The following is a 25,193-nucleotide window of genomic DNA, read 5'->3' as shown; positions in this document are numbered from 1 at the left end:
GACCGGCGAAGGGTGACCGATGACCACGCGCATCGTCCTGGCGACCCACAACCCGCACAAGGTGCAGGAGTTCGCCGCGATCGTCGCCGCGACCCGGCCTGACCTCGAGGTCGTCGGCTACGACGGCCCCGAGCCCGTCGAGGACGGCGTCACCTTCGCCGAGAACGCGCTGATCAAAGCCCGTGCCGCCGCGGCGCACACCGGTCTGCCCGCGCTGGCCGACGACTCCGGCATCTGCGTCGACGTGCTGGGGGGCGCTCCCGGCGTCTTCTCCGCGTACTGGGCGGGCCACCGCAAGGATGCCGCGGCGAACCTCGATCTGCTGCTCGATCAACTCTTCGACATCGCCGATCCGCACCGCACGGCGCAGTTCGTCTCGACGATCGCGCTCGTGCTGCCCGGCGGCGCCGAGCACGTCGTCGAGGGGGTTTGGCCGGGCCGCCTCGCGACGGCGCGCGCCGGTGAGGGCGGGTTCGGTTACGACCCGATCTTCATCCCCGAGGGCCAGCCCGGGGGAGCGCAGCGCACCGCGGGGGAGTTCTCCGCCGAGGAGAAGAACGAGGCATCCCACCGCGCCCGCGCCTTCGCGGCGCTCGTGCCGCTGCTCGTCGCCGTGTGAGCGCTGTGAGCACCGTGCGGAGCTCGGCGACCTGCGGCGCGCCGCAAGTGAGAATCACGTTCATTCCCGAATTGCCCGAAACGGCTCGCGCGACCGTTGCGCGGGCGTAGCCTCGCCTCATGCACGATCACGCGCACGACGTCTCCGGGGTGAGAGGGCAGGCCAACCACCGGCTGCTCGCGATCTCGTTGAGCCTCACCTCGGTCGTGATGCTCGTGCAGATCGTCGGGGCGGTCATGACCGGCTCGCTGGCCCTGCTCGCCGACGCGGCGCACATGTTCGCGGATGCCTCGGCGCTCGTCATCGCGCTGATCGCGAGCGTCGTCGCCGCGCGCCCCGCGAACGAGCGCAACACGTACGGCTACCAGCGCGCCGAGGTGTTCGGTGCGCTGATCAACGCGGTGCTCCTCATCGTGCTGTGCGTGTGGATCGCCGTCGAGGCGGTGCAGCGCCTACTGCACCCGAGCGACGTCGAGGTCGCCGGCGGGCTGATGATCGTCGTCGCGACGGTCGGCCTCATCGCGAACGCGATCTCGATGTGGCTGCTGTCGGCGGCGCAGCGCACCTCGATCAACGTGCGCGGGGCCTACCTCGAGGTGCTGGGCGACCTGATCGGCTCGGCCGTCGTCGTCGTCGCGGCGATCGTGATCACCGTGACCGGGTGGATGCCGGCGGACGCCCTGGCATCCCTGCTCATCGCCGTCATGATCGTGCCGCGCGCGATCACTCTCCTGCGCGAGGTGTTCGCGGTGCTCGGCGAGCGCGTGCCCGAGGGTACGGACGTCGCGACGATCCGCGAACACATCCTCGCCGCCGACGGCGTCGCCGACGTGCACGACATCCACGTGTGGCAGCTCACGCGCGGCGCGCCGGTGTTCACCGCGCACGTCGTCGTCGCGCTCGAGGTGCTCACCGGCGGCAGCAGCGTCCGGCTGTTGTCGCAGCTGCAGTCGTGTCTGGCCGATCACTTCGACGTCGAGCATTCGACGTTCCAGTTCGAACCCGCCGGCCACCGCGAGCCCGAGGCGCACTGAGGGGCACCCATCGCGGCGCGCCGCGGCGAGCGAGGCGCGGGCGGAGGGTGCGGCGGAGGCCGTCGCTCAGCCCGACGAGCCCGCCGAGCGCGCGCCGGCCCTCACCGCGGTTGCCGCGGCAGGCGACGCGACGGGAGACCCGGCCGCGGACACCGCCGCCGACGTGACGGGCGACGCCCGCGACGGGGAACCGCGCCCGCCGCGTCCGATCGCGACCCGCTGGATCCTCGCGTGGGCGGCCTCTGTCGCCGCGGTCGCGATCGTCGTGGGTGGTCTCGTGTTCCGGCTCGCGGCGATGCCGCCCGTCCCCACCGCGTCCGGCGCGCGGCAGGTCGAGACGCTGACGCAGCCGGTCGAAGCCGGCGAGTGGCTGAAGCGGTGGGCGGGTGGCGAGAGCGTGCGCGTGTTCTCGTTCGAGGGCTTGACCGTCGCCCGCACACCGTGGTCGATGTTCGGTCAGGGCGACGATGACTGCCTGTTCGTGGTCGCCGACCAGCGGATCGGCGACGACGGCTCGATCAATGGACCGATCTACACCGGATGCCGCGCGGGCAGCTTCCCCGCCACGGCGGAGTTTCTCGTGGGCATCGATTCGCCGCAGCAGCTTCGTGACCGGTTCGGCGACGGCACGGCGCTGCAGTTCGTGCTCGGCGGCGACGTCGTCGGCGTCTTCGTCGGAGCGCCGGTTCCGTCTCCGACCCCGACGCCGACGCCGACGACGACGGCCTGAGCCGAGCGATCTCAGCCGGGGGTGACGTCGCCCGGGGTCATCTCCGGCCGGATCCCGCGCCAGCGCGCGTGACGGAGCGTGCCGCCCGGGGTGAACTCGGCGTACTCCACCTCGCCGACGATCTCGGGGCGGAGCCAGAGCGCGTCCGAGGCATCCGCCGCGGGCACGTCGACGAACGGGTCGGTGTCGGTGCGCAGCGGCTGCAGCAGCGCGTCGAGGCGGGCGAGCTCGCGCTCGCTGAACCCCGATCCGACGCGGCCGACGTAGTGCAGGCCGTCGGCGGCGGGGACGCCGAGGAGGAGCGATCCGATCGACCCGGCGCGCCCGCCGCGGCCCGGGCGGATGCCGCCGATGACGACGTCCTGCGTGGCGGTGAGCTTCACCTTCAGCCACTCCTCCGAGCGCTGCCCGCGCCGGTAGGGCGCGGCGGGGTTCTTCACCACGACGCCCTCGAGGGCGAGCTCGCGGGCGGCATCGAGCGCCGCGTCGACGTCGTCGGCGACGGGAGGGAGCACGATCGCGGGCGCGGGATGCGCGGCGAGACGCTCGAGGACGGCGCGCCGCTCGCGCAGCGGCAGCGCGGCCACGTCGTCGCCGCCGGCGCGCAGCACGTCGAACAGCATGAGCGTGACGGGGGTGCGGGATGCCTCGCGCTCGATCTCGCGCGGCTTCGTCAGATGCATGCGGCTCTGCAGACGGGTGAAGCTCGGGCGCCCCGCGGCGTCGAGCGCGACCACCTCGCCGTCGACGACGGCGGGGCTGTCGCCGAAGCCCGGGTCGATCGCGGTGAGTTCGGGGTACCGGGCGGTGATGTCGGTGCCGCTGCGCGCGCGGAGCGTCAGGCGCTCCCCGTCCCAGGTGCCGATCGCGCGGATGCCGTCCCACTTGAACTCCACCCACGGCTCACCCCACCGGTTCGCAGCAGCGCTCGCCAGCGCCGGCGTCGACGGGGTGGCGAGCATCGGGGAGTCCGCCGCGTCTGGATTGCGGCGCTTGCTCGTGGTCTGACGCATCCCGGCACCCGGGGCCGGATTGCCATCCGACGCCGCGTGCTGCGCTTTGCCCTGCTCGCCGAGCGCCATCCGGTGCAGCAGCCACTGCGACTTCTCGCCATCGCCCGACGTGCGGATGAGCGCGAAGCGCGCCTCGCCCAGCGGCCCGCCGGCGCGGCCGGTCGCGGTGAAGATGACCTCGTCGCTACGCCACTTCTCGGCGCGGTACACCCCGGCATCCCACACCGTCATCGTTCCCGCGCCGTACTGGCCCGCGGGGATGGTGCCCGCGAAGTCGAGGTACTCGAGCGGGTGCGGTTCGGTCATCACCGCGAGGTGGTTGCGATCGCCGACGGCCGGCATACCCCGCGGCACGGCCCAGCTGACGAGCACCCCGTCGCGCTCGAGCCGCAGGTCGTAGTGCAGCCGGCGCGCATGGTGCTCCTGGATGACGAACCGCGCCTCGCCGCCCGAGTCCGCACCGGCGCGCGCGACCGGCGCCGCGGGGAGCGGTTCCGGCGTCGCACCTGCGGTGCGCTTGGCGAGGTAGGGGGCGAGCGCCTCCGAGGCATCCGGTTCCACCCCCGCCAGCAGGTCGCCGCTCTCCGCGACGCGGGCGAGCACGTCGTCGAAGCGCAGGTGGCGGAGGTCGGGCGCGGCGAGCTCGGCCCAGGTGCGCGGCGCGGCGACGGTGGGCTCGGCGCGCCCGCGCAGCGAGTACGGCGCGATCGTCGTCTTCGCGGCGCTGTTCTGACTCCAGTCGACGAAGACCTTCCCCGGCCGTACCGCCTTCGTCATCGCGCTCACGACGAGGTCGGGGTGGTCGGCCTCGAGAGCGCGTGCGAGCTCACGGGCGAACGCGGCGATGTCGTCGGAGGTGCGCGTGCCGTCGAGCGCCGCGTACAGGTGGATGCCTTTGGAACCGCTCGTCACAGGCAGGGGGTCCATGCCGACGCCCTGCAGGATCTCGCGCGCCCACCGCGCGACCTCGGCGCACTCGGCGAGCCCCGCACCAGGTCCTGGGTCGAGGTCGAGCACGAGCCGGTCGGGCCTGCCACGCCCGCCGGCCGTGCCCGGCGGCGGATCGAAGCGCCATTGCGGGGTGTGCAGCTCGAGGCTCGCGACCTGGGCGAGATAGACGAGACCCGCGACGTCGTCGACGAGGGGGTAGTCCTTCGCCCCGCCGGAGTGGTCGATCGCGTGGCGGCCGAGCCAGTCGGGCGCCCCCGCTTCGAGGTCTTTCGCGAAGAACGGCGGTTTGCCCGTGCCCTCGGGCCAGCGCAGGCGCGTCACCGGGCGTCCGCGCAGGTGCGGCAGCATCGCCGGAGCGATGCGCGAGTAGTAGTCGATCACCTCGCCTTTGGTGGTGCCCGTCGCCGGGTAGAGCACCTTGTCGAGGTTCGTCAGGCGCAGTCGACGGCCGTCGATCTCGACGAGCTGACCGCGCGTGGGCATGCCGCCAGGCTAGCGCCGCCCTGGCGCCGAACGCCGACGGCGGTGTTCACTGGGGGCATGCGAACGATCTGGAAGGGCGCCCTCACGTTCGGGCTCGTGAACGTGCCGGTGAAGGTCTACTCGGCCACCGAGGACCACGACGTGCCGCTCCACCAGGTGCACGCGGCGGACGGCGGACGCATCCGGTACCAGCGGATCTGCGAGCTCGACGGCGAGGTCGTGCCCTACGCCGACATCGACAAGGCCTACGACGACGGCGAGCGCACCGTCGTGCTGACCGCCGACGACATCGCGTCGCTCCCCGCCGAGCGCAGTCGCGAGATCGAGGTGGTCGAGTTCGTGCCGAGCGACCAGATCGACCTGCTCACCCTCGAGAAGGCGTACTACCTCGAACCTGATTCGAGCTCGCCGAAGGCGTATGTGCTGCTGCGCCAGACGCTCGAGCAGACCGAACGCACCGCTATCGTGCGGTTCTCGCTGCGGCAGAAGACGCGGCTCGCGGCGCTGCGGGTGCGGGGCGACGTGCTCGTGCTGCAGACGCTGCTGTGGGCCGACGAGGTGCGCGAGCCCGCCTTTCCGGCGCTCGACGAGCCGGTGAAGATCTCCGCGAAGGAGCTCGAACTCTCCGCCTCGCTCGTCGACAGCTTCTCCGCCGACTTCGACCCCGACCAGTTCGTCGACGAGTACCAGCAGGAGCTCCGCACCCTCATCGACGCGAAGCTCGAGAAGGGCGACGCGCTCGACACCGCCGAGACGTTCGGCGAGGAGCAGCCGACGGATGCCGGGGGAGAGGTCATCGACCTCATGGCGGCGCTCACGGCGAGCGTCGAACGCAGCCGTGCCGCGCGCGGCGAGAGCGGCGGCGCCGACGAGAAGCCGGCGAAGAAGGCATCCGGCTCATCGTCCAAGACGACGGGCGCGAAGAGGGCGGGCGCGAAGACGAAGACTGCGAAGAGCGCGAAGCCCGCCAAGGAGAAGAAGGCGTCCTGAGCGGGCGCCGGGTCGCGCCGGAGCGCCGGGCGGGCTCAGGCGGTGGGCAGGTCGCCGTCGATCGGCTCGATCGGCTCGGGGGCGAGGCCCGCCTCGCGCTCCTTGCGCACCTCGCGGCGCTCGGAGAAGTAGTGCCACAGGGTGACGAGGGCGGTGCCGCCCACAGCCGCGAGCAGGATCCGGTCGATGTACTCGGTGACGATGTGCGCGACCCACGGGATGTACGCGATGAGGTAGCCGAGCATCGTCAGTCCGAAGCCCCACAGCAGCGCGCCGATGAGGTTGTAGAGCGAGTAGCGACGCCACGGCATGTGGCCGACGCCAGCGGCGACCGGCGCGAACGTGCGCACGATCGGCACGAAGCGGGCGAGGATGACCGTGAGCCCGCCGTACTTCTCGAAGAACGCGTTGGTGCGGTCGACGTTCTTCTTGCTGAACAGCCCCGATTCCTTGCGTTCGAACACGGCGGGGCCGCCCTTGTGGCCGATGAGGTACCCGACCTCGCCGCCGAGGAACGCCGACAGGGCGATCAGCAGGGAGACCACCCAGATGTTGACGCCGAAGATGTCGTTCGTGTGCGTCAGCAGGCCCGAGATCACGAGCAGCGTGTCGCCGGGAAGCAGGAAGCCGAGGAGCAGTCCGGTCTCGGCGAACACGATGAAGCAGACCAGGAGCAGCGCCCATGGGCCGGCCGCGCTGATGATGTTCTCGGGGTCCAGCCAGGGGATGAGGGCCAGAGAGTGCACGTGGGTCCCGTCGGTCGTCGGTGTGCGGAGAGGTGTCGCCGGCGCAGACGGTGAGAGCGTAACCTGCGTCACCCTGTGCGGAAGGTGGGACTTGAACCCACACGCCCGAAGGCACAGGAACCTAAATCCTGCGTGTCTGCCGATTTCACCACTCCCGCGGGGAATGATCAGTCTATCGGGGCGGGTTCGGCGGCAGCGGTGGCGGATTCAGTCTCCGGAGCGGTGCCGAGTGCCTCGGTGCGGGACGCGTCGTGGGCGTCGCCGTGGACCGGGGTGCGAGGGGCGCGCGGCGAGCCGCCGATCACCCAGTAGCCGACGCCGACGATGAGCGCTCCGCCGACGAGGTTGCCGAGCCCGACCCAGAGCAGGTTCGTGCCGAAGAGGGCCCAAGTCGCGTTCGGGTCGCCGGAGAAGAGGCCGATGCCGTACGTCGTCATGTTGGCGACGACGTGCTCGAAGCCGGAGGAGATGAAGGCGAGGATCGCGGCGAAGATCAGGAGGATCTTCGCGACGTCGGAGCGCACGCGCGCGCACATCCAGATGGCGAGGCAGACGAGCAGGTTGCAGAGGATGCCGCGGACGAACAGCTCGACGGGACCTTCGGATGCCTTGGCCGCGAGCATGTCGGAGAGCATCTGCCCGGCCGGGGCGTTGGCGTGCAGCACGCCGGAGGCGACGATGAGCCCGGCGAAGACGAGTGCACCGAGGAGGTTGGCGACGAGTGTCGCGGCGAGCACGCCGAGCGCGCGCCACGGACCGACGACCCGCATGAGGGCGCCCTGCGGCAGGATCATCATCGCGCTCGTGAGCAGATCGGCTCCCGCGAAGACGACGAGGGTGAGCGCGACGCCGAACACGAGGCCGCTGACGAGCTTCGCCAGTCCGTCGCCGGCGGCGATGAGCGGGCCGGCTGTGGCGACCATGAGCACCACGCCGATGCCGATGTAGGCGCCCGCGAGCATGCCCGACACGAGGAAGCGCCCCGGGGAGCGCAGCGCGTCGGACTTGTGGACGGCGGCCGCGGCCTGGACCTCGAGGGTGTCGGGGATGCTCAGCACGGTCACTCATTGTATCTGTGGTCAGACCACACCGTCAATGGGTCGTTGTGGATAACTCCGGCGGGCGGCGGCGGGTCTTGTGAGGATGCCGGGGTGAGCATCTCCGCGACCGTCCTCCCTCTGCCCGCCGCCGACGCGGTGGCGGAGCGGGTGCGCGCACGGCTGCGCGAGGAGCAGGTCGATCCGCTCCGCGATCCCGGGCGCACGCAGGAGATCGCCGAGGCCGAGGTACGTCGGCACAACGACTTCGCCCTCGCACGCGGGCTCGCCTACATCGACGACGAGGCGGGCTGCGTGCGCGACGTGCTCGCTCGCGTCGCCGGGTACGGGCCGCTCCAGCCGCTGCTCGATGACCCGGAGGTCGAGGAGATCTGGATCAACGACCCGCAGACGATCTTCGCCGCCCGCGCCGGGCGCAGTGAGCGGGTGCCCCTGCGGCTCAGCGATGACGCGGTGCGCGACATCGTCGAGCGGATGCTGCACGCCACCGGCCGCCGCGTCGATCTCAGCCAGCCATTCGTCGACGCGTCGCTGCCGGACGGCTCGCGCCTTCACGTCGTGATTCCGGACGTGACGCGGGCGCACTACGCCGTCAACATCCGGAAGTTCCTCACTGCGCGTCGAAGCCTCGACGATCTGATTGCGGCGGGCTCGCTCCCGGCCGGCACCGCGGACCTCCTGCGCGACGCGATGGCCGACGGGCGCAATGTGCTCGTCTCGGGCGCCACGCATGCCGGCAAGACGACGTTCCTCGCGGCGCTCATCGGCGCCTGCCCGCCCGAGCACCGCGTCGTCACCGTCGAGGAGACCTTCGAACTCGCCATCACCGCGCCCGACGCCGTGGCCCTGCAAGGGCGCCAGCCGAGCCTCGAGGGCACCGGCGCGGTGAGCCTGCGGCGCCTCGTGAAGGAGGCGCTCCGCATGCGCCCCGACCGCCTCGTGGTCGGCGAGGTGCGCGACGCCGAGGCGCTGGACCTGCTGCTGGCGCTCAACACGGGCGTGCCCGGCGCCGCGACGATCCACGCGAACTCCGCCGACGACGCGCTGCGCCGCCTCGCTGCACTGCCGCTGCTGGCGGGCCGCAACATCGACGCGGGCTTCGTCGTGCCCGCGATCGCGACCGGCGTCGACCTCGTAGTGCACTGCCGGCGAGACGCCGACGGGCACCGCTACGTCGAAGAGATCGTGGAGACGACCGGCCGCACCGACGATCAGGTCGTCGAGACGCGCCCGGTCTACCGGGCGGGCCTCAGGGCAGGGCGGGAGCGGGTGGCGTCGTGACGATCGTCTGGGGTGCGGTGCTCGCCGCGGGGCTGCTGCTCACGATCTCGCCGTGGCTCTGGCCCGCGAGCGAGCAGCCGAAGGCCGCTCCCGTCGACGGCCGTCTGTCGCGGCTGCTGCAGGAGGCGGGCTTCGCGCACACCCCCACCGCTCGACCGGGCGTGATCGCCGTCGTACTGGGCGCTGTGTGCGCCTCCGTCGCCTGGCTCGTCACCGGGCTTCCGGCCGTCGCACTCGTCGCCGGCGCCGCCGGGGCTGCGGCACCGTTCTCCTGGCTGAAGTCACGGGCGCGGCGCCTGCGCCGGTCTCGCCGCGCGCTGTGGTCGGATGTGTGCGACCTGCTCGTGTCGGCGGTGCGCGCGGGGATGTCCCTGCCCGACGCCGTCGCGGCGCTCGCGGCGAGCGGACCGCCCGCGCTGCGCGGCGCGTTCGCCCGGTTCGCGGCCGACATGGCGGCATCCGGTCACTTCGACTCCAGCGCCCTGCGGCTGAAGGCGAGCCTCGCCGACCCCGTCGCCGACCGCATCATCGAGACCCTGCGCATGGCGCGTCACGTCGGCGGCACCGAGCTCACCGGGGTGCTGCGCGCCCTGTCGTCGTCGGTGCGGGCGGATGCCACGCTGCGCGCCGAGGTCGAGGCGCGCCAGTCGTGGGTGCGCGGCGCCGCGATCGTCGGTGTCGTCGCGCCGTGGATCGTGCTGGCGCTGCTCGCGATCCGCCCCGAAGGGGCGGCGGCCTACGCGACGCCGGCCGGAGTGGTCGTCGTGATCGCCGGTGCGGTGCTCTCCCTCGTCGCGTATCGGTTGACGATCCGCCTCGGCCGGCTCCCCGAGCCGCAGCGGTGGTTCGGATGAGTGCGGTCAGCGCTGCGGCGTGCGCGGTGATCCTCGGCGCGGCGTTCGCCGCGGGGGCGCTGCTGATCGCGCAGCGGATTCCGCGCTGGGCGGCGCCGAACCTCACGCGCCGGATCGCCCCGTATCTGCGCGACGTCGCCGACCCGGCGGGACTCACGCCGCTCCAGCCGGCGGTGGCGTGGCGCGGGTGGCGCAGCGCGCGCGACCGGCTCGCCGCCGGCTGGGGCGGCGGTGCGAGCGGCGACGCCCTCGCGCAGCGGCTCCGTCAGGCCGGACTCGCTCCCGACGTCGTGGCCTTCCGGGCCACCCAGCTGGGCTGGGCGGTCGCCGGTCTCGCGATCGGCGGCGTGCTCGCCGTCGTGCTGACCGTGAGCGGGCGCGGGGGACTGATCGCCGTGCTCCTGCCGCCGCTGCTGGCGGTGATCGCGATCGTGCTCTGCGAGCAGCGCCTCACGGCGCGCGCCCGGCGCCGCATCGCCCGACTCGAAGAGGAGCTGCCGACGGTGCTCGAGTTCCTCGCGCTGTGCCTCGCGGCCGGTGAGGGCTTGCGCGACGCGCTGCGGCGCGTCGGCGACGTGGGGTCGGGCGTGCTGACCGAAGAGCTCCGCGCCGCCGTGCTCGCCAGCGGCACGGGCTCGAACCTCTCCGACGCCCTGCTCGCCCTCGGCAAGAACGCGGACTCGCCCGCGCTTTCCCGGGCGATCGAACACCTCGTCGCCGCGATGGACCGCGGCGCCCCGCTCGCCCAGGTGCTGCAGGAGCAGGCCGTCGACGCCCGCGAAGACGCCAAACGTGCGCTCATCGAGTCGGCCGGACGCAAGGAGATCTTGATGCTCCTCCCTACTCGGTGGGCTTGCATCTAGCCCCCTCCAGACCCTGCCGCGCTTCCCGTTCGAGGTAACTCTCCGGGAGGCCGCTTAGGCCGACGAACTCTCGTCGGCTATCCGGTCGGCGAGTCACCCAGAGGGCCAGAGCGCCCTCATCCAGAGATTGGGATCTCAAATGACAATCAACACCAAGCTGTACGTCGAGGCGTACGCCGCATATCAGGCGGAACTCGCCGCCGCCGCGACATGGACTCACCGTGACTACTCGAACAGCGGCATCACGCGGGAGCGCGCCCGCCGCGTCGTGGAGGCCCGGAAGAAGTTCCAGGCCAAGATCCCCGCCGCGCTCCGGCCCGAGACGCTCACCGACCACCGGCCCAAGGTGCTGGATGCCCTCGCACCGAAGAGTGCCGACGCTGTGGCCGTCCACAGTCACGAATGGGCGACGGTCGAGGCGGCGCTCAAGTCAGGCCGAGTTATCCAGCAGGTGATCATGGAGGCCACCTCGGTGGAGCGCCTTGCCGCGATCCTCAGCCACGCCGAAGCATTCGCCTACGGGCAGGAGACGAGCGATCCTGCCGGTGTCGCCGCCGACCTCAAGTCGATGGTCTACGACCGTCTGGTGCAGGTCGACTACGAGCCCGCGGTGACCGCCAACACGTCGAACGAGCAGTTCGCCGCGCACCAGGCCTGGCACGAGGTGATGACCGAGGCGCTGGGCACCGACCAGAGCCTCGGATCACTCACCGCACTGCACAGCGCCGACCCTGAGGGGTACCGCGCGCTCGCCGTGGCGCGGGCGACCGCTGACCCGACGGGTGACGTGCGGCAGGCTGTGGCCCGCATCGACTCGCTGGTCGTCTCGGGCGACCTCAAGGTGGGCTGACCGATGACGGCGGGCAAGCGCACAGCGCCAGAAGTCGAAGCGGAGGTCGTCGCGCTTGCCCGCCAGGGCAAGTCGACCCGCGAGGTCGCCGAGGCGACCGGCCTGCACAGAGCCACAGTGAAGGCCATCGTCCGGCGGACGCCTGGCGTCGAGTGGGGGCGGGTGAATGCGGGCTCGTCTGGCACGCCGGAGTCTGCCGCGCGGGCGCGCGGTTACCGGTCGCGATACGCGAAAGCTCGTCGCGACGCGATCGCCGAGAAGATGCTCGACCGTGCCGAGACTGCCGCAGACCGGGCGGCGACCGCCGAGAACGCCCGCGACTTCGCCTACTTCATGCAGGGCGGTGACGCCGCGATCCGGGCATACGACAAAGTGACCAAGACCGACCAGGCCGGGGACGGCGGAGCAGAGCAGGCGAAGTCCGTCATGGGCACTCTGATCGTCGCGCTGACCGCCACGGTGGGCGAGAACGGCGCACGCGAGGGGCTGGTGATCGAATGAGTGATGTCTCCCTCGACCTGTCACCGGCACAGCGCGAGTCGATCGGTCGCGCGTTCACGCCGAACTCGCACGGCGAGATCGCGAAGGTCTGCATCTGGGACGGCGCGATCCGCTCGGGTAAGACCATCGCGTCGCTGTTCGCGTTCCTCATGGCGTGCGCGGACCCGCCGCCGGGTGGCGCGGTTGTCGTCGTCGGCAGGACTCGCGACAGCATCGCGCGCAACGTCTTCGATGTCCTGATGGATCCGTCGCTGTTCGGCGAGTTCGCGTCGCTGGTGTCGTACACGCCGGGGGCATCGACCGCGAAGATCTACGGCAGGACGGTGCACATCCTCGGAGCTTCGGATGTGCGATCCGAGATGGTGCTCCGTGGCCTCACGGTCGGCCTCGCCTACGTGGATGAGCTGACGCTCATCAGCGAGCCGTTCTGGACTCAGCTTCTCGGGCGCATGTCACCTCCCGGTTCGCGGATCTTCGCCACGACGAACCCCGATGGTCCGCACCACTGGGCGCACCGCATGGTCATCAAGCGCGTCAAGGAACTGGGCTACAAGAGGTTCCACTTCATGCTCGCCGACAACGAGTGGCTGATGAAGTCGAACCCGTCGTACGTGGCGCAACTGGATCGCGAGTACGTCGGCCTCTGGCGACGCCGTTTCCTGAACGGGGAGTGGGTGCAGGCCGAAGGCGCGGTCTACGAGGAGTGGGACGAAGAGCGTCATGTGGTCCGCGCTGAGGACGTGCCGACGCTCGATGCCGTGCTGGGCGTCGCGCTCGACTTCGGCACTCAGCACCCGACGCGGGCTTACGCGCTGGGGATCGGGCCTGACCACCAGTTCGAGCGGACACCCGCGACGGACCCGCGCAAGATCCCGCGCAGGCTGTATGTCGTGGCGGAGTTCGCGCCTGAGCCGGACATGAGTCCTGGTCGGCAATCGACACGGTTTCGCGAGTGGCTGGAGCGCGTCGAGGCCGAGTTCGGCGCACCGGAGTGGGTATTCGTGGACCCGGCGGCGCGGCACTTCCGCGCGCAACTCGCGGACGACGGGTTGGTGACGTTCCCGGCGCATAATGCGAAGGACGGCGGCATACAGACGTTGAATGCTCTGCTGGCGATTGACGGCATCGTCGTATCGGATGCCTGCCCGGCGCTGATCGAGCACGTGCCGGGGTACATGTGGGATCCGAAGGCGGCGGCGCGTGGTGAGGATGAGCCGATCAAGGAGAACGACGACGAGCTCGATGCGTGGCGATACGTCGTGTACTCAACCCGGCGCTTCTGGCGGGACATCGTGCGGGTGTCTGCCGCGTCGGACCACGCGGCGGGCGTGCGCGACCTGGATGAGTACGCCGCCGCCTGACGACGGAAGCCTCTCCGTGACCTCGGGAGCCTCTGGGACTATCTCAGGGGCTCCTGGCGTATCCGAGGTCAAGGAAGACCCCAAGGAAGGCCGCGCGTGGGTGCCCGCGAGCGTACGATGTTCCTAGGACGGAGCTGCTCGGGCCTCGGGGTCGCACCCGAGGCCCTCTCCATTTGCAGGAGGTGCCCATGCGGTTCAAGGTGACGGTGACGAAGGTCGAGGTGGCCGAACTGTGGGTTCGCGCCACCGACGAGGAAGCCGCCGCGAAGAAGGTCAAGGACGAATTGACCACCTCGTGGGCCTACGCCGGACGGTGGGAAACGAAAGCCACCGACGTGCATGTGGTCGACTCCCAGCCCGAGGCGGGCCACTCGGACCAGAGCCAGATGTCGGCGTCGGGGCCGATGTTGCTCAAGCTGAAGGATGCCGCGACGGAACTCGGCATCTCCTACGGCACGTTGCACGCGCTGATGAAGGAAGGCGGCATCGAATACACGAAGGTGGGTTCGGGGAAGTACATCTCGCGCGCGTCCCTGGTGGCTTTCATCGAGGCGAACACCCAGCGGTAGAATCGGAGGGCTGGCCTCCGTAGCTCAGTGGAAGAGCCACTCCGTCCTAAGGAGAGGGTCGGGGGTTCGAATCCCTTCGGGGGCACCAAACGTTTGCGATCGCTGGTTTCGAGCCGGGATGCACGCTCCTGCGTCAGCTTGCTAGCTCGCGCACAACCGCCGCGATGCGGTCAGCGACCTGAGCGGGCGGGTCGTGTTCCCAGAACCGTGTGACGGTCCAACCCGCCGCCCGAAGGGCGTCATTCGTCTCGCGGTCGCGGCGCTGGTTGCCCTCGATTTTCGGCACCCAGTAGGCCGGATTCGACCGAGGCATCACGAAGTGCTCCGGGCAGGCGTGCCAGAAGCACCCGTCGATGAAGACGGCGATCTTCTGCCTCGTGAACACAATGTCGGCGGTTCGTCGGAGAGTAGGCACTGGCCGGAAGTGGACTCGATAACGCAGACCGCGCGCGTGTAGGAGTGCCCGCACCGCGAGTTCGGGAGTCGTATTCTTCGAGCGGTTGGCGACCATCGTCAGGCGGGCTTGCTCGCTCGATGCCCACGACTCTGCCACCCCGTTAGGCTACACACCCGCGCTGGTCCGAGTTCGAACATGCGTGCGATGCTTTCGAAAGAAACCCTGCAACACGCGGTAACCAATCCACGCTCCCCATTAGTGGACTATCTAGCCTGAACTAAACGCGATCTGCAATCCCCGACCGAGAGGCCAAACCCCGTGGCACAGACCGAAACCCCCAAGACCTTCCGCCTCGGTGAACTCTTCAGTGGCCCCGGGGGCATCGCCGAAGGAGCGCGCCAGGCCTCTAAGTCAGTCCCCGGTTACTCGATCGCACACGCCTGGGCGACCGACTACGACAAGGACACCTGCGCGACCTACCGGCACAACTTCCCTGGCACGCGGGTCATCCACGAGGATGTGCGCAAACTGGACATCGAGAACCAGCTGGGACCCATCGACGGGTTGGCGTTCGGCTTCCCCTGCAACGACTTCTCCGTGGTCGGCGAGCAGAAGGGGATCGACGGCACGTTCGGGCCGCTCTACGAGTACGGCGCGCGAGTCATTGACGAGTACGCGCCGCAGTGGTTCGTCGCCGAGAACGTCGGCGGACTCCGTAACTCGAACGACGGCATGGCTTTCGAGATGATCCTCGACCGGCTCCAGCACGCTGGCGGTGAGAAGGGCGGCTACCGCCTCTATCCGCACCTCTACAAGTTCGAGGACTACGGCGTGCCTCAGCGCCGCCACCGCATCCTCATCGTCGGCATCCGCGACGACATCGACGTGGAGTTCACGGTTCCGTCGCCCGCGTCGTACAAGGACATCGACAACTCCGCGCGCAAGGCGCTGTCTGACATTCCCGGATGGGCCGAGAACCAGGAGCTGACCCGCCAGAGCGACGACGTGGTGAAGCGACTCAAGCACATCCTGCCGGGCCAGAACGCGTTCACGGCGGACATCCCCGCAGACCTCCAGCTGAACGTCGCGGGCGCGAAGATCAGCCAGATCTACAAGCGCCTCGAAGCCGACAAGCCTTCGTATACGATCACGGGTTCGGGCGGCGGCGGAACGCACGTTTATCACTGGGAAGAGCACCGTGCGCTGACGAACCGTGAGCGCGCTCGCATTCAAACCTTCCCCGACACTTTCGAGTTCAAGGGCGGCAAGGAGAGCGTGCGGAAGCAGATCGGCATGGCGGTGCCTGTCGAGGGCGCGCGCATCGTGTTCGAGGCGGTGCTCAAGTCGTTCGCAGGTGTGGAGTACGACGGCATCGAGCCCAACCTCCAGCACATTGTCCCGCCCCGTCGTGTTGAGGCCGAGCGAGTGTCGGTGGCTACCGCCTAGAGTCATGGGCACGGAGGGGTGCCCATGTTTCTGAGTAAAGATCTGTTCGAGACGGTCCTGACCCGCTATATCGAGCGCGGCGCGGATGAACTGCGCATTGTGTCTGGCTACGCGTCGGCTGAGATGTGTACGCGGCTTTTGCTCGCCGCGAAGAAGATGCACAAGGGGCTCAAGATTCGACTCATCGTCGGCATGACTGGCTACGAAGGCATCACAGTCGACACTCACCAAGGGCTGTTGAGCGTGCAGGCTGAGCCGCCGGAAGACTCCGGCTCGGTGAGCGTCAGCTACGTCACAAACGGGATCAGCGTCCACTCAAAGCTGTTCATCTGGATGCAGGGCAACCAGCCCCTCGGCGCTTGGATTGGGTCGGCGAACTTCACTCAGAACGGTTTCGGCGTCGGCTTCCGAGGGAGCCTGCACAAAGAGATCATGACGACCACGGACATCGAGACGGCGCTCGCCTACTATGCGGCGATCGAGGGTGTGTCGATCGCCATCGACCATCCGGACGTTGAGAACGAGATCACGATCCATAACCGGCCACTTTCGACCGCCGTTTCGGTTGCATCGTCCGAGGGAGACGTGGAACCCGACTACATGAGCGCCGAGTCGGTGGTGCTCCCGTTGGTGGCTCTCACGTCCAATTCGAGGACAGGGACGCAACGCGGCAAGGTGCACGCTAAGAGCGGGCTGAACTGGGGTCAGCGACCTGAGTATCAACGTGAACCTAACCAGGCGTACATTCCTGTGCCTGCTGAGGTTCGGCGGATGGGCTTCTTCCCGCCGCTGGGAGTGGTGTTTCGCGTCACCACGACGGACAACAAGCTGTTCCTCATGAAGCTGGCTCAGGAGGAGGGCAAGGCGCTGGAGACGCCGCAGAACAACAGCTTCATCGGTGAGTACTTCCGCATGCGTCTCGGAGTAGCGAACGGCGAGCCGGTCGTCCAGGACGACGTTCTCGAATTCGGCTCGCGATTCGTCGCGTTCTACCGAATCGATGAGGGCGACGAGGAGCCGTCGTACATCATGGACTACTCGCCGGAGTACGAGGAGCGTGGAGCGGACACCTACCGCCTCTAGTTGCAATGAGGAACGGGCGTTCCGCATGCAAACCGCCCGCTAATCTGAGGCCGTGAAGGTATTCATTAGTTGGTCGGGGTCCGACTCGCGAGCCATTGCCGAATTTCTGCAGGGTTGGTTGAAAAACGTGCTGATGGAACGGGTCACCCCGTTCGTATCGAGTCAGGACATAGCCAAAGGCGCGCGCGGCATGGACATTATCGCTTCGAGCCTTGAGGACACCGGGTTCGGGCTCGTCGTCCTGACTCAGGCGAATCAGGACGCAAAGTGGATCAACTTTGAGGCCGGAGCGCTCGGCAAGGATCTCGGTACTTCGCGGGTTGCGCCACTACTCGTTGACCTCACGCAGTCGGACGTTTCGGGTCCGCTCACGCAGTTTCAGATGACTAGCGTTCGCGACCAGGACGACGTGTGGAAGCTGTTGCGCGACATGAACAAGTTGCTGGACGGTGAGCCCATGCCCGAAGTCGGCCTCAAGGTGCTGTTCGAGAAGTTCTGGCCGGAGCTTGAAGCGGCCGTTACGGCGGCGGCAGACGGGCGTGAGCCAGCTACTACGACTCGCGACCAAGCGGAGATCCTGGATGAGATTCTGCTCAGGGTCCGCCGGATCGAGCGTTCGCGTCGAGATCCTGGGCACAGCTGGGGCGCCTCCAGGAAGGCTGAGGTGGCTCAAACTATCGCCAGGTGCATTACCGAGCTGGACAAGCCGATCAAGTATCGTTTCCGCGATATGAGCGAAGGCATGGTCCTTCACGTCGATGCCGGGTCTGCTCAAGTCGAGTTCGACTCGGATCTGTTGCAGGGCGTCGCTGACAGATACGGCGTTCGCATTGTGGTCGAGCCGCACGATGCCATGTTTATTCCTCGTGGACGTTTCCGCGACCCGGCACACGCGTTCAGACCGTCGCGAACCGAGCGAGAGGCGGACCGCGCGGTCGCCGAGGAACTCAACGCGGAGCTGTACGGTCATCAGAATGCGGACGACCCAACCGAGCCCTGAGCAGTAGCTACGGTGTACGACGAGGCCCCCGCCGAAGCGGGGGCCAAGCCGAGATAGACCAACGGTCTGAACGGAACCACCCGAACGACCTCTAGTCAAACAGGCGAAGATTCTCGCCGGAATGTTCCGCGCAGCTTGACTCAGGGTCATGCAGAAAGCTCCCAGCTGAGAAGGTCGCTCCCGGAATATGCGGCGTGCTTGGATAGACGCAGATAGACAACTGAACAGAGGCTGACGGGTCCGACAGGTCCCGCCTCACCTGGGCTGGCAAGAAGACACCATGTCCAGGAGTGCCGACAGCAATGTCGGTAGCCGATACCCACGCCCGTAGGTTCCGGGTCCGCTCACCGCGTGTCAACAGATGCGATGAGCGACGGAACCACGGGCGTTTGTCATGCAAGCGACCCGTAGCCCTGGAGGTTACGGTGCTCAACCGATCCACTGTCCATTGGGAAGCTCGCCCGCTTCCCGCCGAGGATGTTCGACGACTCTGCGAGATCCTTTTCGCGCCGACGTTCACTGACGCCCCCGATGAGGCGGTGAGCGCCGCGTGAGCACCTCAACGCATCGCCGTCGCCGCTCGCGCGTCGGTCACGATGACATCTTCTGGGCGACCGTCACGGTCACAGGGCTCCTCGCCTACATCGGGTACGGCTTCGTGTTCGCCCTGACGATCGGGGGCGGACGATGACCCCAAGGATCGGACACGCCGCGAAGACCGCCCCGGTTGCGCGCTTCCATTACGCGCCGCTGGACGACCCGACCGCACCGCAGTGCCTCGCCCCCAAGAGCGATACGCACGACCCGGGGACCTGCGCCGAGCGTGGCAAGCATCCCATCGGGAGCCACGTCCGCAACGCCAGCAACGACCCCGGCGTGATCGCGACGTGGAGGCGCAAGGGCTACAACCTCGGTGTGGTCTGCGGCCCGTCCGGCGTCGTGATCCTCGACGAGGACGAACTCGGCGACTTCGAGCGGTTCTGCGCCGATCACGGCGTCGAGGTGCCGGTCACCTACCGGGTGCGGAGCGCGAAGGGCTGGCATTACTACTTCGCTGAGCCCGTGGGCATCCACTTCGGCAACCGCACGCCGTTCAAGAAGCAGGGCTACAACCTCGACGTTCGGGGCGGCAACGCCTATGCCGTCGCGGCAGGCTCAGCGCATGCGACCGGTGTCGTCTACGAAGCTGAGAACGACGACGCGCCCGTCTCCGTGATGCCCGAGTGGCTCGTGACCTATCTGAGCGCCCCGCCGCGCCACGAGGTCAAGAGAGATGCTACGGAAGCCGTTCCGGCCTATGCCGGGGGCGACGCCTACAGCGGTGGGACTCACTACGAACGCGCCGCCGTCAACGGATGCATCGCGAAGCTCCGCGCCCTGCCACAACCGTGGTTCGGGGGCGCGGGCTGGGACGAAGGCACCTACACCGAGGCGTGCAACCTGCTGGAGATCGCCAACGTGCCGTTCTTCGACCTCACTGTCGCCGACGCCGAAGCGCTCGTCAAAGCGCATGCCCCGACCGATGAAGCGTGGGGCATTGAGCAGGTCGAGGCGAAGATCGCATCGGCGCACCAGACCGTCGCCGACCGTATCCGGAAAGATCTGCCCATCGACGTGGTGGCCGAGGCCGTCGCGAAGATCGCGCCCGACCTGACCGACCTCGAAGATCAGGTCTGGGGGTACCACCGCACCGGATACAGCGGGAAGCCGCCCGAGCGCCACGCGGTGAAGTTCGCGATCCGGAGCGCGTGGTCGAACCGCGAGAAGCCCGCCACGGTCACGGCCGGCGAGAACTCGAAGCGATCCCTCAATCTGGTCGACTTGTCGGCGGTGGAGTTCGAGGTAACCGAATGGGCCTGGGACAACGTGGTCCCGCTCGGGGTGCCGACCGGGATCGCCGGGCAGGCGGGCATCGGGAAGTCGACCGTCGTCTCGTGGCTCGCCGCCGGGGTGACCCGCGGCACCTTCGAGGGCGACCTCAAGGGCCAGCCCGCATCGGTGCTGATCGTCGCAGGCGAGGACGACATCAGCCGTCAGCTCGCGCCGCGCCTCAACGTGGCCGGTGCCGACATGAGTCGGGTTCACGTGCTACAGCCGACCATCGAAACGACGGCGGGCCAGCAGATCGAAACCGTCATGCAGTTGACCCAAGACCTCCCCGGAATCCGGCAGATGCTGATCGACACCGGCGCGAAAATGTTGATCCTCGACCCGATCCTCAGCTTCGTCGAGGGCAACCCGAACGCCCAGGGCGACGTGCGCCGCGCACTCGACCCGCTTGCCGCGCTCGCTCGCGAACTCAACATCGCGCTCGTGGTGGTCATGCACTTCAAGAAGGGCCACGGGGTCGCAGGGGAGAAGGTGTCAGGCTCCCACGTCTGGCGTGACGTGCTCCGCTCACTGCTCGTCATGGCGATCGACGAGGAATCCGACTACCGCGTCGTCTCGATCGACAAATCGAACTACTCGAACGCGCGCGGCAAGTCGATGCTCTTCGAGGTGACCGGCGCTGTCGTGCAAGGTCGCGACACCAAGGGCAACGTCCGCAGTCAGCTCGTGTCGAAAGCCGCCTACATCGGTGACTCGCCTAAGAGCGTGCAAGACCTGCTCGAAGCCGAGAACTCGAAGCGTGACGGCAGGCGCGGCGTGAAGGAAGAGACGGCCGAGGTCATCGAGTGGATCTGCGAGCAGGACGAGCCAGTCCGCTGGATCGACATCTGCATCCGCTTCGACGTGGACCCGAACGCGAGGGAGGGTGCCGGGAAGCAGGCGCGCACCAACCTGCACCGCAAGCTCGGACGCGCTGTCGACCGAGGGGATATCCGCCGCGTGGGCAAGGGGCTGTACCACAAGCCAGACGGGCTCAGACCGATCGACGGCCTCGGCGAGGAGGAGTACTGATGGTACCGATTTCCGTGCCCCATTTCCGCTACTCCCCGTTACAAAATGAAGGAAATAACGGAAAGAAGAAACCCCGAGAACAGACGTATTTCCATCATCTCCGCCAGTTCAGTAGTACACGCGAGGCGGAGATGAGCCGCCGCTCACGACGCCGAACGCGAAACCTACACCCTGTCTGGCTGACCCTCGCGCGCCCGTGTGACCTCACCTCGGGGGAGGCGCAGTCATGAGCGCCAAGGTTCCGAAGTTCACGGTCCCGTCGTGGCTCGCGCCGCATGTCGCGGTCGTGAGGACGTGGCCCGTCGTCGCCCGGCCTCACCCGCGATGCATCGTGACGGCGTGCTCGCGCACCGCGTTCTCACTCGGGCTCTGCCACACGCACTACGACAACCTGCGGGTGCGTGCGCTCCGCGAGTCGGGGTCGATGGCGGTCTGGGTCGCCGAGCATCCCGATGCCGTCGTGAACGCTCCGGCAGTGAGGTCGCCCGAGGCGATCTGCTGGGTCGCCGCCTGTAAGCGCACCGCATCGGCGAACGGCCTGTGTCATGCGCACCGCGAGATGGCCCGCCGACGCTTTCGATTCGCGGAGGCCGCACAGCCAGCGCCGGGACGACCGTCCCTGCGAGAAACCACCCACAACGCCGAGGAGACAACACCATGACCGAGAACGAGATCGCACGTCAGGTCGCAAAGCGTGAGTATCAGCGCGCGCGGCTGGATTACAAGACGGCGCGTGATGCGCTGATCCGAGTCGAGGCGCATCATCCGGACCTCGTGCATAGCGATCATCCGCTCGCGTGCCTGCCGCTGGCCGAGTGGGGGGAGCGCTGTCGCGTTCGCCGCGAGGCGGCTTCGGTGGCGTGGTCGGCGTACATCGACGCGAAGGTCGCACTCGCGAGATGCGGCGTGACGCGGTGATCGCGCGCGCTGGCCGGGGGCGCTCGCCGCCGCGCGACCCTGCTTTCAACACCCATTCAAAGTAACCAGCCCAGGAGGGCACCCATCATGACTAGCACTATGCAAATCCTGATCGACAACACCGACGACCGCCTCATGGAGTGGCTCATCGACGACACGAAGGACGCAAAGCGCGCCCCCGAGGTCGCCGCATGGCTCGTGTGCGGGCCGCTCCCGCTCGCCGAGATCATCTCGATGCGGAAGGCCCGCATGACCGCTGACGGAGCATCGACCGAGCACGCCGACATCTACGCCTCGGCGTCGGTGCTATACGACCTCGGGCGCGTCGCCGGGATCGCCGGACCCGTCGAATACGTCAACGGGATGTTGTGGCTCAAGGAGTCGCACCACCAAGTGATCCTCGACTGGATCCGGGCCGAGCAGTTCCGGCGCGCTGGTCTGGTCGATGACGCCGTGGAGGCCGTCGCGTGATTCGTCGCGGCCCTCTCGACGTGGAGCAGATCGGCGCGCGTCTGCGGCTGGTTGACTCCGCGCGGGAGGGCCGCGCCACTCGCGATTCTTCCTCGACCCGGAGGTTTCCAATCGTGATGTCCGCCCCGCTTATGGCTCTCCGCCCGCACGATCCTGCAACTGCCTACGCGGAGCTGATCGAGCGCGTGCGTGCCTCAATGGACGACGGCATCGAGATTCCGTGTGTCGGTCCTGGCGCGGAGGCGTGGACCTCTGAAGATGTCGTGCTTCAAGATGTCGCCGCCGAGCGGTGCGGGTCGTGCCCGCTCGCGACGCAATGCCGCGCATATGCCGAGACGGCGGGGGCGCTCGCAGGCATTTGGGGCGGCAAGCTCTTCGGCCCGAGCAGTGAAGAACGCCGCCGGTCGATTGAGCGCGAGAAGGCGCAGGTGCGAGCGCTTCAACGGCTCGGGAAAAGCCGGATCAGACCGAATATTGTGCCCGATTATTTACATACATTTGAATGGGAATTGGGGGCAGGAGCCCCCGGAACCCTACTCAGATCGGATACCCCAATGAACGCCAAGGCCACCAACCTCAACGCCTGCCTCTGCGGATGCGGCGGAGCCACCCGCGCGACCTTCTGCGCCGGGCATGACGCCAAGATGATCTCGAACCTCGTCGCGGTAGTGGTGGCCGACAGCCTCACGAAGGCCGGGATCGCAAAGCTCGCAAAGTCGCTCCCGTCCGACGCCCTCCGCGCGAAGTTCGAGCGCGCCGCCGCCCGTGCGACCGCCCCGAAGCCCGCACCCGAGGCGAAGGCCGACGCCGAGGAAGTGGCCGCATGACCGGCGACATCGGGTGCGTGCCCGGCCACCCGCATCCCGGCGAGTCGTGCGTGGCCATCGGCCCCGTGGCGCGCGTCGGCGAGCGTGTGCGGCTCGCGGAGACAACCGACCCCCACACCGACCTCCGACCTGGCGCGACGGGCACAGTCGTGGCCGTGGACGACGCCGACACGGTGCACGTTCTGTGGGACTCGGGGCAGACCCTCGGGCTCATCGCGGGCGAGGACCGATGGGAGGTGTTCGCATGACCGAATGGCGACCGATCCCCGGATACGAAGGGCTCTACGACGTGTCGGACTTCGGGCGAATCCGCAACGCGCGTGCGACCCAGGGACGCCCCGCGGGCTACGTCCTGACGACGCCCGTCAACCAGAGCACCGGATGCGCCGTCGTGCGCCTCTATGGCCCCGGCGGCGGCAAGACCCTCGCCGTGCATCGACTGGTCGCTCGCGCGTTCCACGGCGAGCCGCCGACCGAGGGCGCGACCGTGAAGCACCTCAATGACATCAAGGCCGACAACAGGGCCGACAACCTCGCATGGAAGGAGACGAGCCGATGAGCACGAAGACCAGGGCCGTCTACTACGCCCGAGTGTCCACCGACATGCAGGTCGACAACACATCACTGCCCGAGCAGAAGGAAATCTGCGAGGCGACGATCAAGATGCGCGGCTGGGAACTCGTCGGCACCTACGTCGATGAGGGGCTGTCGGGCACGGACGCCTCGCGCCCCGCATGGCGACAGATGCTCCAGGACGCCCGCGACGGCAAGATCGACGCCGTGGTCGTGTCAAAGCTCGACCGCTTCGCCCGCAAAGCCGGGGACGCCATCCGCGAGACGGACCGACTGTCCGAGATGGGCGTCGACTTGGTGCTCGTCAAAGAGCAGATCGACATGAGCACGCCGCAGGGCAAGATGATGCGCACGATGATGGCGGGCTTCGCCGAGATGGAGCGCGACACCATCGTCGCGCGCACCGCCGCCGGTCAGCGGGCCAAGGGTCGCGCCGGGGGATGGGCAGGGTCGAAGCCCCCGTTCGGCTGGAAGCTCGAAGGGCTGAAGCGGGAGGCGCGCCCGGTGCGCGACGAGCGCGAACGCGAGGTGCTCCGCGCGATGTACTCGCTGTTCGTGAAGGAGCGCCTCAGCACCGCCGAGGTCGCGGACCGACTGAACCTGATGGGGCTCCGCCCGCGCCAGGCCGCTACATGGCAGTACCAGACGGTGAGGCAGACCGCGACGAACCCGACGTTGTGGACTGGCGAGACGGAGTGGGGCGCGGCGATGACTGGCGCGTACCGCCCGCATCGCAAGGTCACGAAGATGAACCGCGACGGATCGCCGAAGTACGGCGAGACGGTGCGCGTCGTCCTCGGCAATCCGGTTTTCACGCGGCAGGAGTGGCAGGCGCTCCAACGCGCTGTCAACCGCCGCGCGGGGTGGACGCCCTCGGCTCCTCAGCGGCAGATGCTGACCGGGCGGCTGTTCGGGCAGTGCGAGTTCGACAAGCATTACGACGGCGTGACGACCAAGAGCCGACCCAATCCGTTCTACATCTGCGCGGGCAAGCGCTACCGCTCGAAGGAACAGCCCCGGTGCTCCTGCACGCAGATCAAGGGACCGGCGATCGATGAGCCGGTGTGGGCCGAACTCGCGGCGATGCTCGCGGACCCTGAGCGTCTGGAGCGGCTAGCGCGGCAGTGGCTCGAACTGGACGACGACGCGGACCTGAACGACGAGGCCCCGATGGTCGCGGCGCTCCGCAAGCAGGAGGCCACCCTTGAACGCGCCATGGGGCGGGCGAAGGATCTGTACCTGATGGCGGACGACCCGGCGGAGCACCGCGCGACCGTCGAGCGACTCCGGGGCGACCTCGCGGAGCTTCGGGAGCGTCTGGATGGCCTGGCCGCGATGCGGTCGAACCGCGCCGAGCAGGCCCAGCGGATCACTGACGTGGCGGCGCTCGCGGAGCGTGCCCGTGGTCGGTTGGAGAACGCCAGCGCCGCCATCCGTCGCGAGGTGGTCGAACTCCTCGACGTGCGCGTGATCGTGTCGGACATCGTGGACGGGCGACCGCAGGCGATCACCATTCACGGGGTGCTCGACCCGTCCATGTTCTTGCCCGCGGAGGTGTCAGACCGCAAGCCATCCGAGCAGGCGCGCTCCTCCCGCTCGTCTTCCTGATCCTCCCGCTGTCGGTGCTGTTCGCCGTCTTCCCGGGGATCGTCATGCTCAAGCTCGGAATCTCAT

27 protein-coding genes and 2 tRNA genes are annotated in these 25,193 nt (G+C 68.5%); 24 read left to right on the top strand and 5 right to left on the bottom strand.

Annotated features, from left to right (window positions below):
- Positions 1–19 precede the first annotated feature (19 nt).
- The 3 genes from rdgB (at position 20) to FHX68_RS04285 (ending at position 2,383) form a co-directional block, all read left to right on the top strand.
- Positions 20–619 carry an RdgB/HAM1 family non-canonical purine NTP pyrophosphatase gene (gene rdgB / locus FHX68_RS04295; protein WP_141379253.1) on the top strand — a complete coding sequence of 200 codons (600 nt, stop codon included), beginning with the start codon at positions 20–22 and terminating at the stop codon, positions 617–619.
- Positions 620–738: 119 nt separating this feature from the next.
- Positions 739–1,653 carry a cation diffusion facilitator family transporter gene (locus tag FHX68_RS04290; protein ID WP_141379255.1) on the top strand — a complete coding sequence of 305 codons (915 nt, stop codon included), beginning with the start codon at positions 739–741 and terminating at the stop codon, positions 1,651–1,653.
- A gap of 163 nt (positions 1,654–1,816) precedes the next feature.
- Positions 1,817–2,383, top strand: a complete 567-nt coding sequence (locus FHX68_RS04285) for a spermidine/putrescine ABC transporter permease (protein ID WP_141379257.1) — start codon at positions 1,817–1,819, stop codon at positions 2,381–2,383.
- Positions 2,384–2,394: 11 nt separating this feature from the next.
- Here the strand turns inward: FHX68_RS04285 and FHX68_RS04280 are convergent, their stop codons facing one another.
- Complete coding sequence (locus FHX68_RS04280; RefSeq protein ID WP_141379258.1) at positions 2,395–4,830, bottom strand: ATP-dependent DNA ligase; 2,436 nt, start codon at positions 4,828–4,830, stop codon at positions 2,395–2,397.
- Positions 4,831–4,887: 57 nt separating this feature from the next.
- Here FHX68_RS04280 and ku point away from each other — a divergent pair, with 57 nt between their 5' ends.
- Positions 4,888–5,820, top strand: a complete 933-nt coding sequence (gene ku, locus FHX68_RS04275; RefSeq protein WP_141379260.1) for a non-homologous end joining protein Ku — start codon at positions 4,888–4,890, stop codon at positions 5,818–5,820.
- Positions 5,821–5,855: 35 nt separating this feature from the next.
- Here the strand turns inward: ku and FHX68_RS04270 are convergent, their stop codons facing one another.
- The 3 genes from FHX68_RS04270 to FHX68_RS04260 all read right to left on the bottom strand — a co-directional run bounded on the left by FHX68_RS04270 (position 5,856) and on the right by FHX68_RS04260 (position 7,624).
- Complete coding sequence (locus FHX68_RS04270; RefSeq protein ID WP_141379262.1) at positions 5,856–6,566, bottom strand: DedA family protein; 711 nt, start codon at positions 6,564–6,566, stop codon at positions 5,856–5,858.
- A gap of 76 nt (positions 6,567–6,642) precedes the next feature.
- A tRNA-Leu gene (locus FHX68_RS04265) sits at positions 6,643–6,724 on the bottom strand.
- 9 nt (positions 6,725–6,733) lie between these two features.
- Positions 6,734–7,624 carry a formate/nitrite transporter family protein gene (locus FHX68_RS04260; RefSeq protein WP_141379264.1) on the bottom strand — a complete coding sequence of 297 codons (891 nt, stop codon included), beginning with the start codon at positions 7,622–7,624 and terminating at the stop codon, positions 6,734–6,736.
- Positions 7,625–7,717: 93 nt separating this feature from the next.
- Between FHX68_RS04260 and FHX68_RS04255 the strand changes: the two genes are divergently transcribed.
- The 8 genes from FHX68_RS04255 (at position 7,718) to FHX68_RS04220 (ending at position 13,991) form a co-directional block, all read left to right on the top strand.
- Entirely contained in the window at positions 7,718–8,905 is a 1,188-nt protein-coding gene (locus FHX68_RS04255) for a TadA family conjugal transfer-associated ATPase (protein ID WP_141379266.1), read from the top strand.
- A complete protein-coding gene (locus FHX68_RS04250; protein ID WP_141379268.1) occupies positions 8,902–9,759 on the top strand; it encodes a type II secretion system F family protein in 858 nt (285 codons plus the stop codon). The genes FHX68_RS04255 and FHX68_RS04250 overlap by 4 nt, the downstream gene beginning before the upstream one ends.
- A complete protein-coding gene (locus FHX68_RS04245; RefSeq protein WP_141379270.1) occupies positions 9,756–10,622 on the top strand; it encodes a type II secretion system F family protein in 867 nt (288 codons plus the stop codon). Before FHX68_RS04250 ends, FHX68_RS04245 begins: the two co-directional genes overlap by 4 nt.
- A gap of 139 nt (positions 10,623–10,761) precedes the next feature.
- Positions 10,762–11,472, top strand: coding sequence for a hypothetical protein (locus tag FHX68_RS04240; protein ID WP_141379272.1), 711 nt, complete (start codon positions 10,762–10,764; stop codon positions 11,470–11,472).
- Between the two features lie 3 nt (positions 11,473–11,475).
- Entirely contained in the window at positions 11,476–11,973 is a 498-nt protein-coding gene (locus tag FHX68_RS04235; protein WP_141379274.1) for a helix-turn-helix domain-containing protein, read from the top strand.
- Complete coding sequence (locus FHX68_RS04230; protein WP_141379276.1) at positions 11,970–13,334, top strand: PBSX family phage terminase large subunit; 1,365 nt, start codon at positions 11,970–11,972, stop codon at positions 13,332–13,334. Before FHX68_RS04235 ends, FHX68_RS04230 begins: the two co-directional genes overlap by 4 nt.
- A 188-nt stretch (positions 13,335–13,522) precedes the next feature.
- The gene (locus FHX68_RS04225; RefSeq protein ID WP_141379278.1) at positions 13,523–13,903 is read left to right on the top strand and encodes a helix-turn-helix domain-containing protein; all 381 of its coding nucleotides are present in this window, start codon (positions 13,523–13,525) and stop codon (positions 13,901–13,903) included.
- A 13-nt stretch (positions 13,904–13,916) separates the two neighbouring features.
- Positions 13,917–13,991 (top strand) — tRNA-Arg (locus FHX68_RS04220).
- A gap of 45 nt (positions 13,992–14,036) precedes the next feature.
- Here FHX68_RS04220 and FHX68_RS04215 read toward each other — a convergent pair.
- Entirely contained in the window at positions 14,037–14,456 is a 420-nt protein-coding gene (locus FHX68_RS04215; protein ID WP_141379280.1) for a very short patch repair endonuclease, read from the bottom strand.
- 162 nt (positions 14,457–14,618) lie between these two features.
- Between FHX68_RS04215 and FHX68_RS04210 the strand changes: the two genes are divergently transcribed.
- The 12 genes from FHX68_RS04210 (at position 14,619) to FHX68_RS04160 (ending at position 25,127) form a co-directional block, all read left to right on the top strand.
- Positions 14,619–15,746, top strand: a complete 1,128-nt coding sequence (locus FHX68_RS04210; RefSeq protein WP_141379282.1) for a DNA cytosine methyltransferase — start codon at positions 14,619–14,621, stop codon at positions 15,744–15,746.
- 24 nt (positions 15,747–15,770) lie between these two features.
- Positions 15,771–16,829, top strand: coding sequence for a restriction endonuclease PLD domain-containing protein (locus FHX68_RS04205; RefSeq protein WP_141379284.1), 1,059 nt, complete (start codon positions 15,771–15,773; stop codon positions 16,827–16,829).
- Positions 16,830–16,881: 52 nt separating this feature from the next.
- Positions 16,882–17,829, top strand: a complete 948-nt coding sequence (locus FHX68_RS04200; RefSeq protein WP_141379286.1) for a toll/interleukin-1 receptor domain-containing protein — start codon at positions 16,882–16,884, stop codon at positions 17,827–17,829.
- A gap of 550 nt (positions 17,830–18,379) precedes the next feature.
- Entirely contained in the window at positions 18,380–18,520 is a 141-nt protein-coding gene (locus tag FHX68_RS15150) for a hypothetical protein (RefSeq protein ID WP_170214182.1), read from the top strand.
- On the top strand, positions 18,517–20,730 hold the full coding sequence (locus tag FHX68_RS04195; RefSeq protein WP_141379288.1) for an AAA family ATPase: 2,214 nt from the start codon (positions 18,517–18,519) through the stop codon (positions 20,728–20,730). Before FHX68_RS15150 ends, FHX68_RS04195 begins: the two co-directional genes overlap by 4 nt.
- Positions 20,731–20,956: 226 nt before the next feature.
- Positions 20,957–21,391: a hypothetical protein gene (locus tag FHX68_RS04190; RefSeq protein ID WP_141379290.1), complete on the top strand. Its 435-nt coding sequence runs from the start codon at positions 20,957–20,959 to the stop codon at positions 21,389–21,391.
- Positions 21,388–21,648: a hypothetical protein gene (locus FHX68_RS04185; protein WP_141379292.1), complete on the top strand. Its 261-nt coding sequence runs from the start codon at positions 21,388–21,390 to the stop codon at positions 21,646–21,648. Before FHX68_RS04190 ends, FHX68_RS04185 begins: the two co-directional genes overlap by 4 nt.
- Before the next feature lie 99 nt (positions 21,649–21,747).
- A complete protein-coding gene (locus FHX68_RS04180; RefSeq protein ID WP_188756916.1) occupies positions 21,748–22,119 on the top strand; it encodes a hypothetical protein in 372 nt (123 codons plus the stop codon).
- Positions 22,120–22,139: 20 nt separating this feature from the next.
- Positions 22,140–22,946, top strand: coding sequence for a WhiB family transcriptional regulator (locus FHX68_RS04175; RefSeq protein ID WP_141379296.1), 807 nt, complete (start codon positions 22,140–22,142; stop codon positions 22,944–22,946).
- The gene (locus tag FHX68_RS04170; RefSeq protein ID WP_141379298.1) at positions 22,943–23,194 is read left to right on the top strand and encodes a DUF4314 domain-containing protein; all 252 of its coding nucleotides are present in this window, start codon (positions 22,943–22,945) and stop codon (positions 23,192–23,194) included. The genes FHX68_RS04175 and FHX68_RS04170 overlap by 4 nt, the downstream gene beginning before the upstream one ends.
- Positions 23,191–23,505: an NUMOD4 domain-containing protein gene (locus FHX68_RS04165; RefSeq protein ID WP_170214183.1), complete on the top strand. Its 315-nt coding sequence runs from the start codon at positions 23,191–23,193 to the stop codon at positions 23,503–23,505. Before FHX68_RS04170 ends, FHX68_RS04165 begins: the two co-directional genes overlap by 4 nt.
- Entirely contained in the window at positions 23,502–25,127 is a 1,626-nt protein-coding gene (locus FHX68_RS04160) for a recombinase family protein (protein ID WP_141379302.1), read from the top strand. Before FHX68_RS04165 ends, FHX68_RS04160 begins: the two co-directional genes overlap by 4 nt.
- Positions 25,128–25,193 lie beyond the last annotated feature (66 nt).

It is taken from the genome of Microbacterium lacticum (assembly GCF_006716815.1).
GTDB lineage: Bacteria > Actinomycetota > Actinomycetes > Actinomycetales > Microbacteriaceae > Microbacterium > Microbacterium lacticum.
Note: the sequence above shows the minus strand (reverse complement) of the source record. Positions and strands in the feature narration are given on the sequence as shown.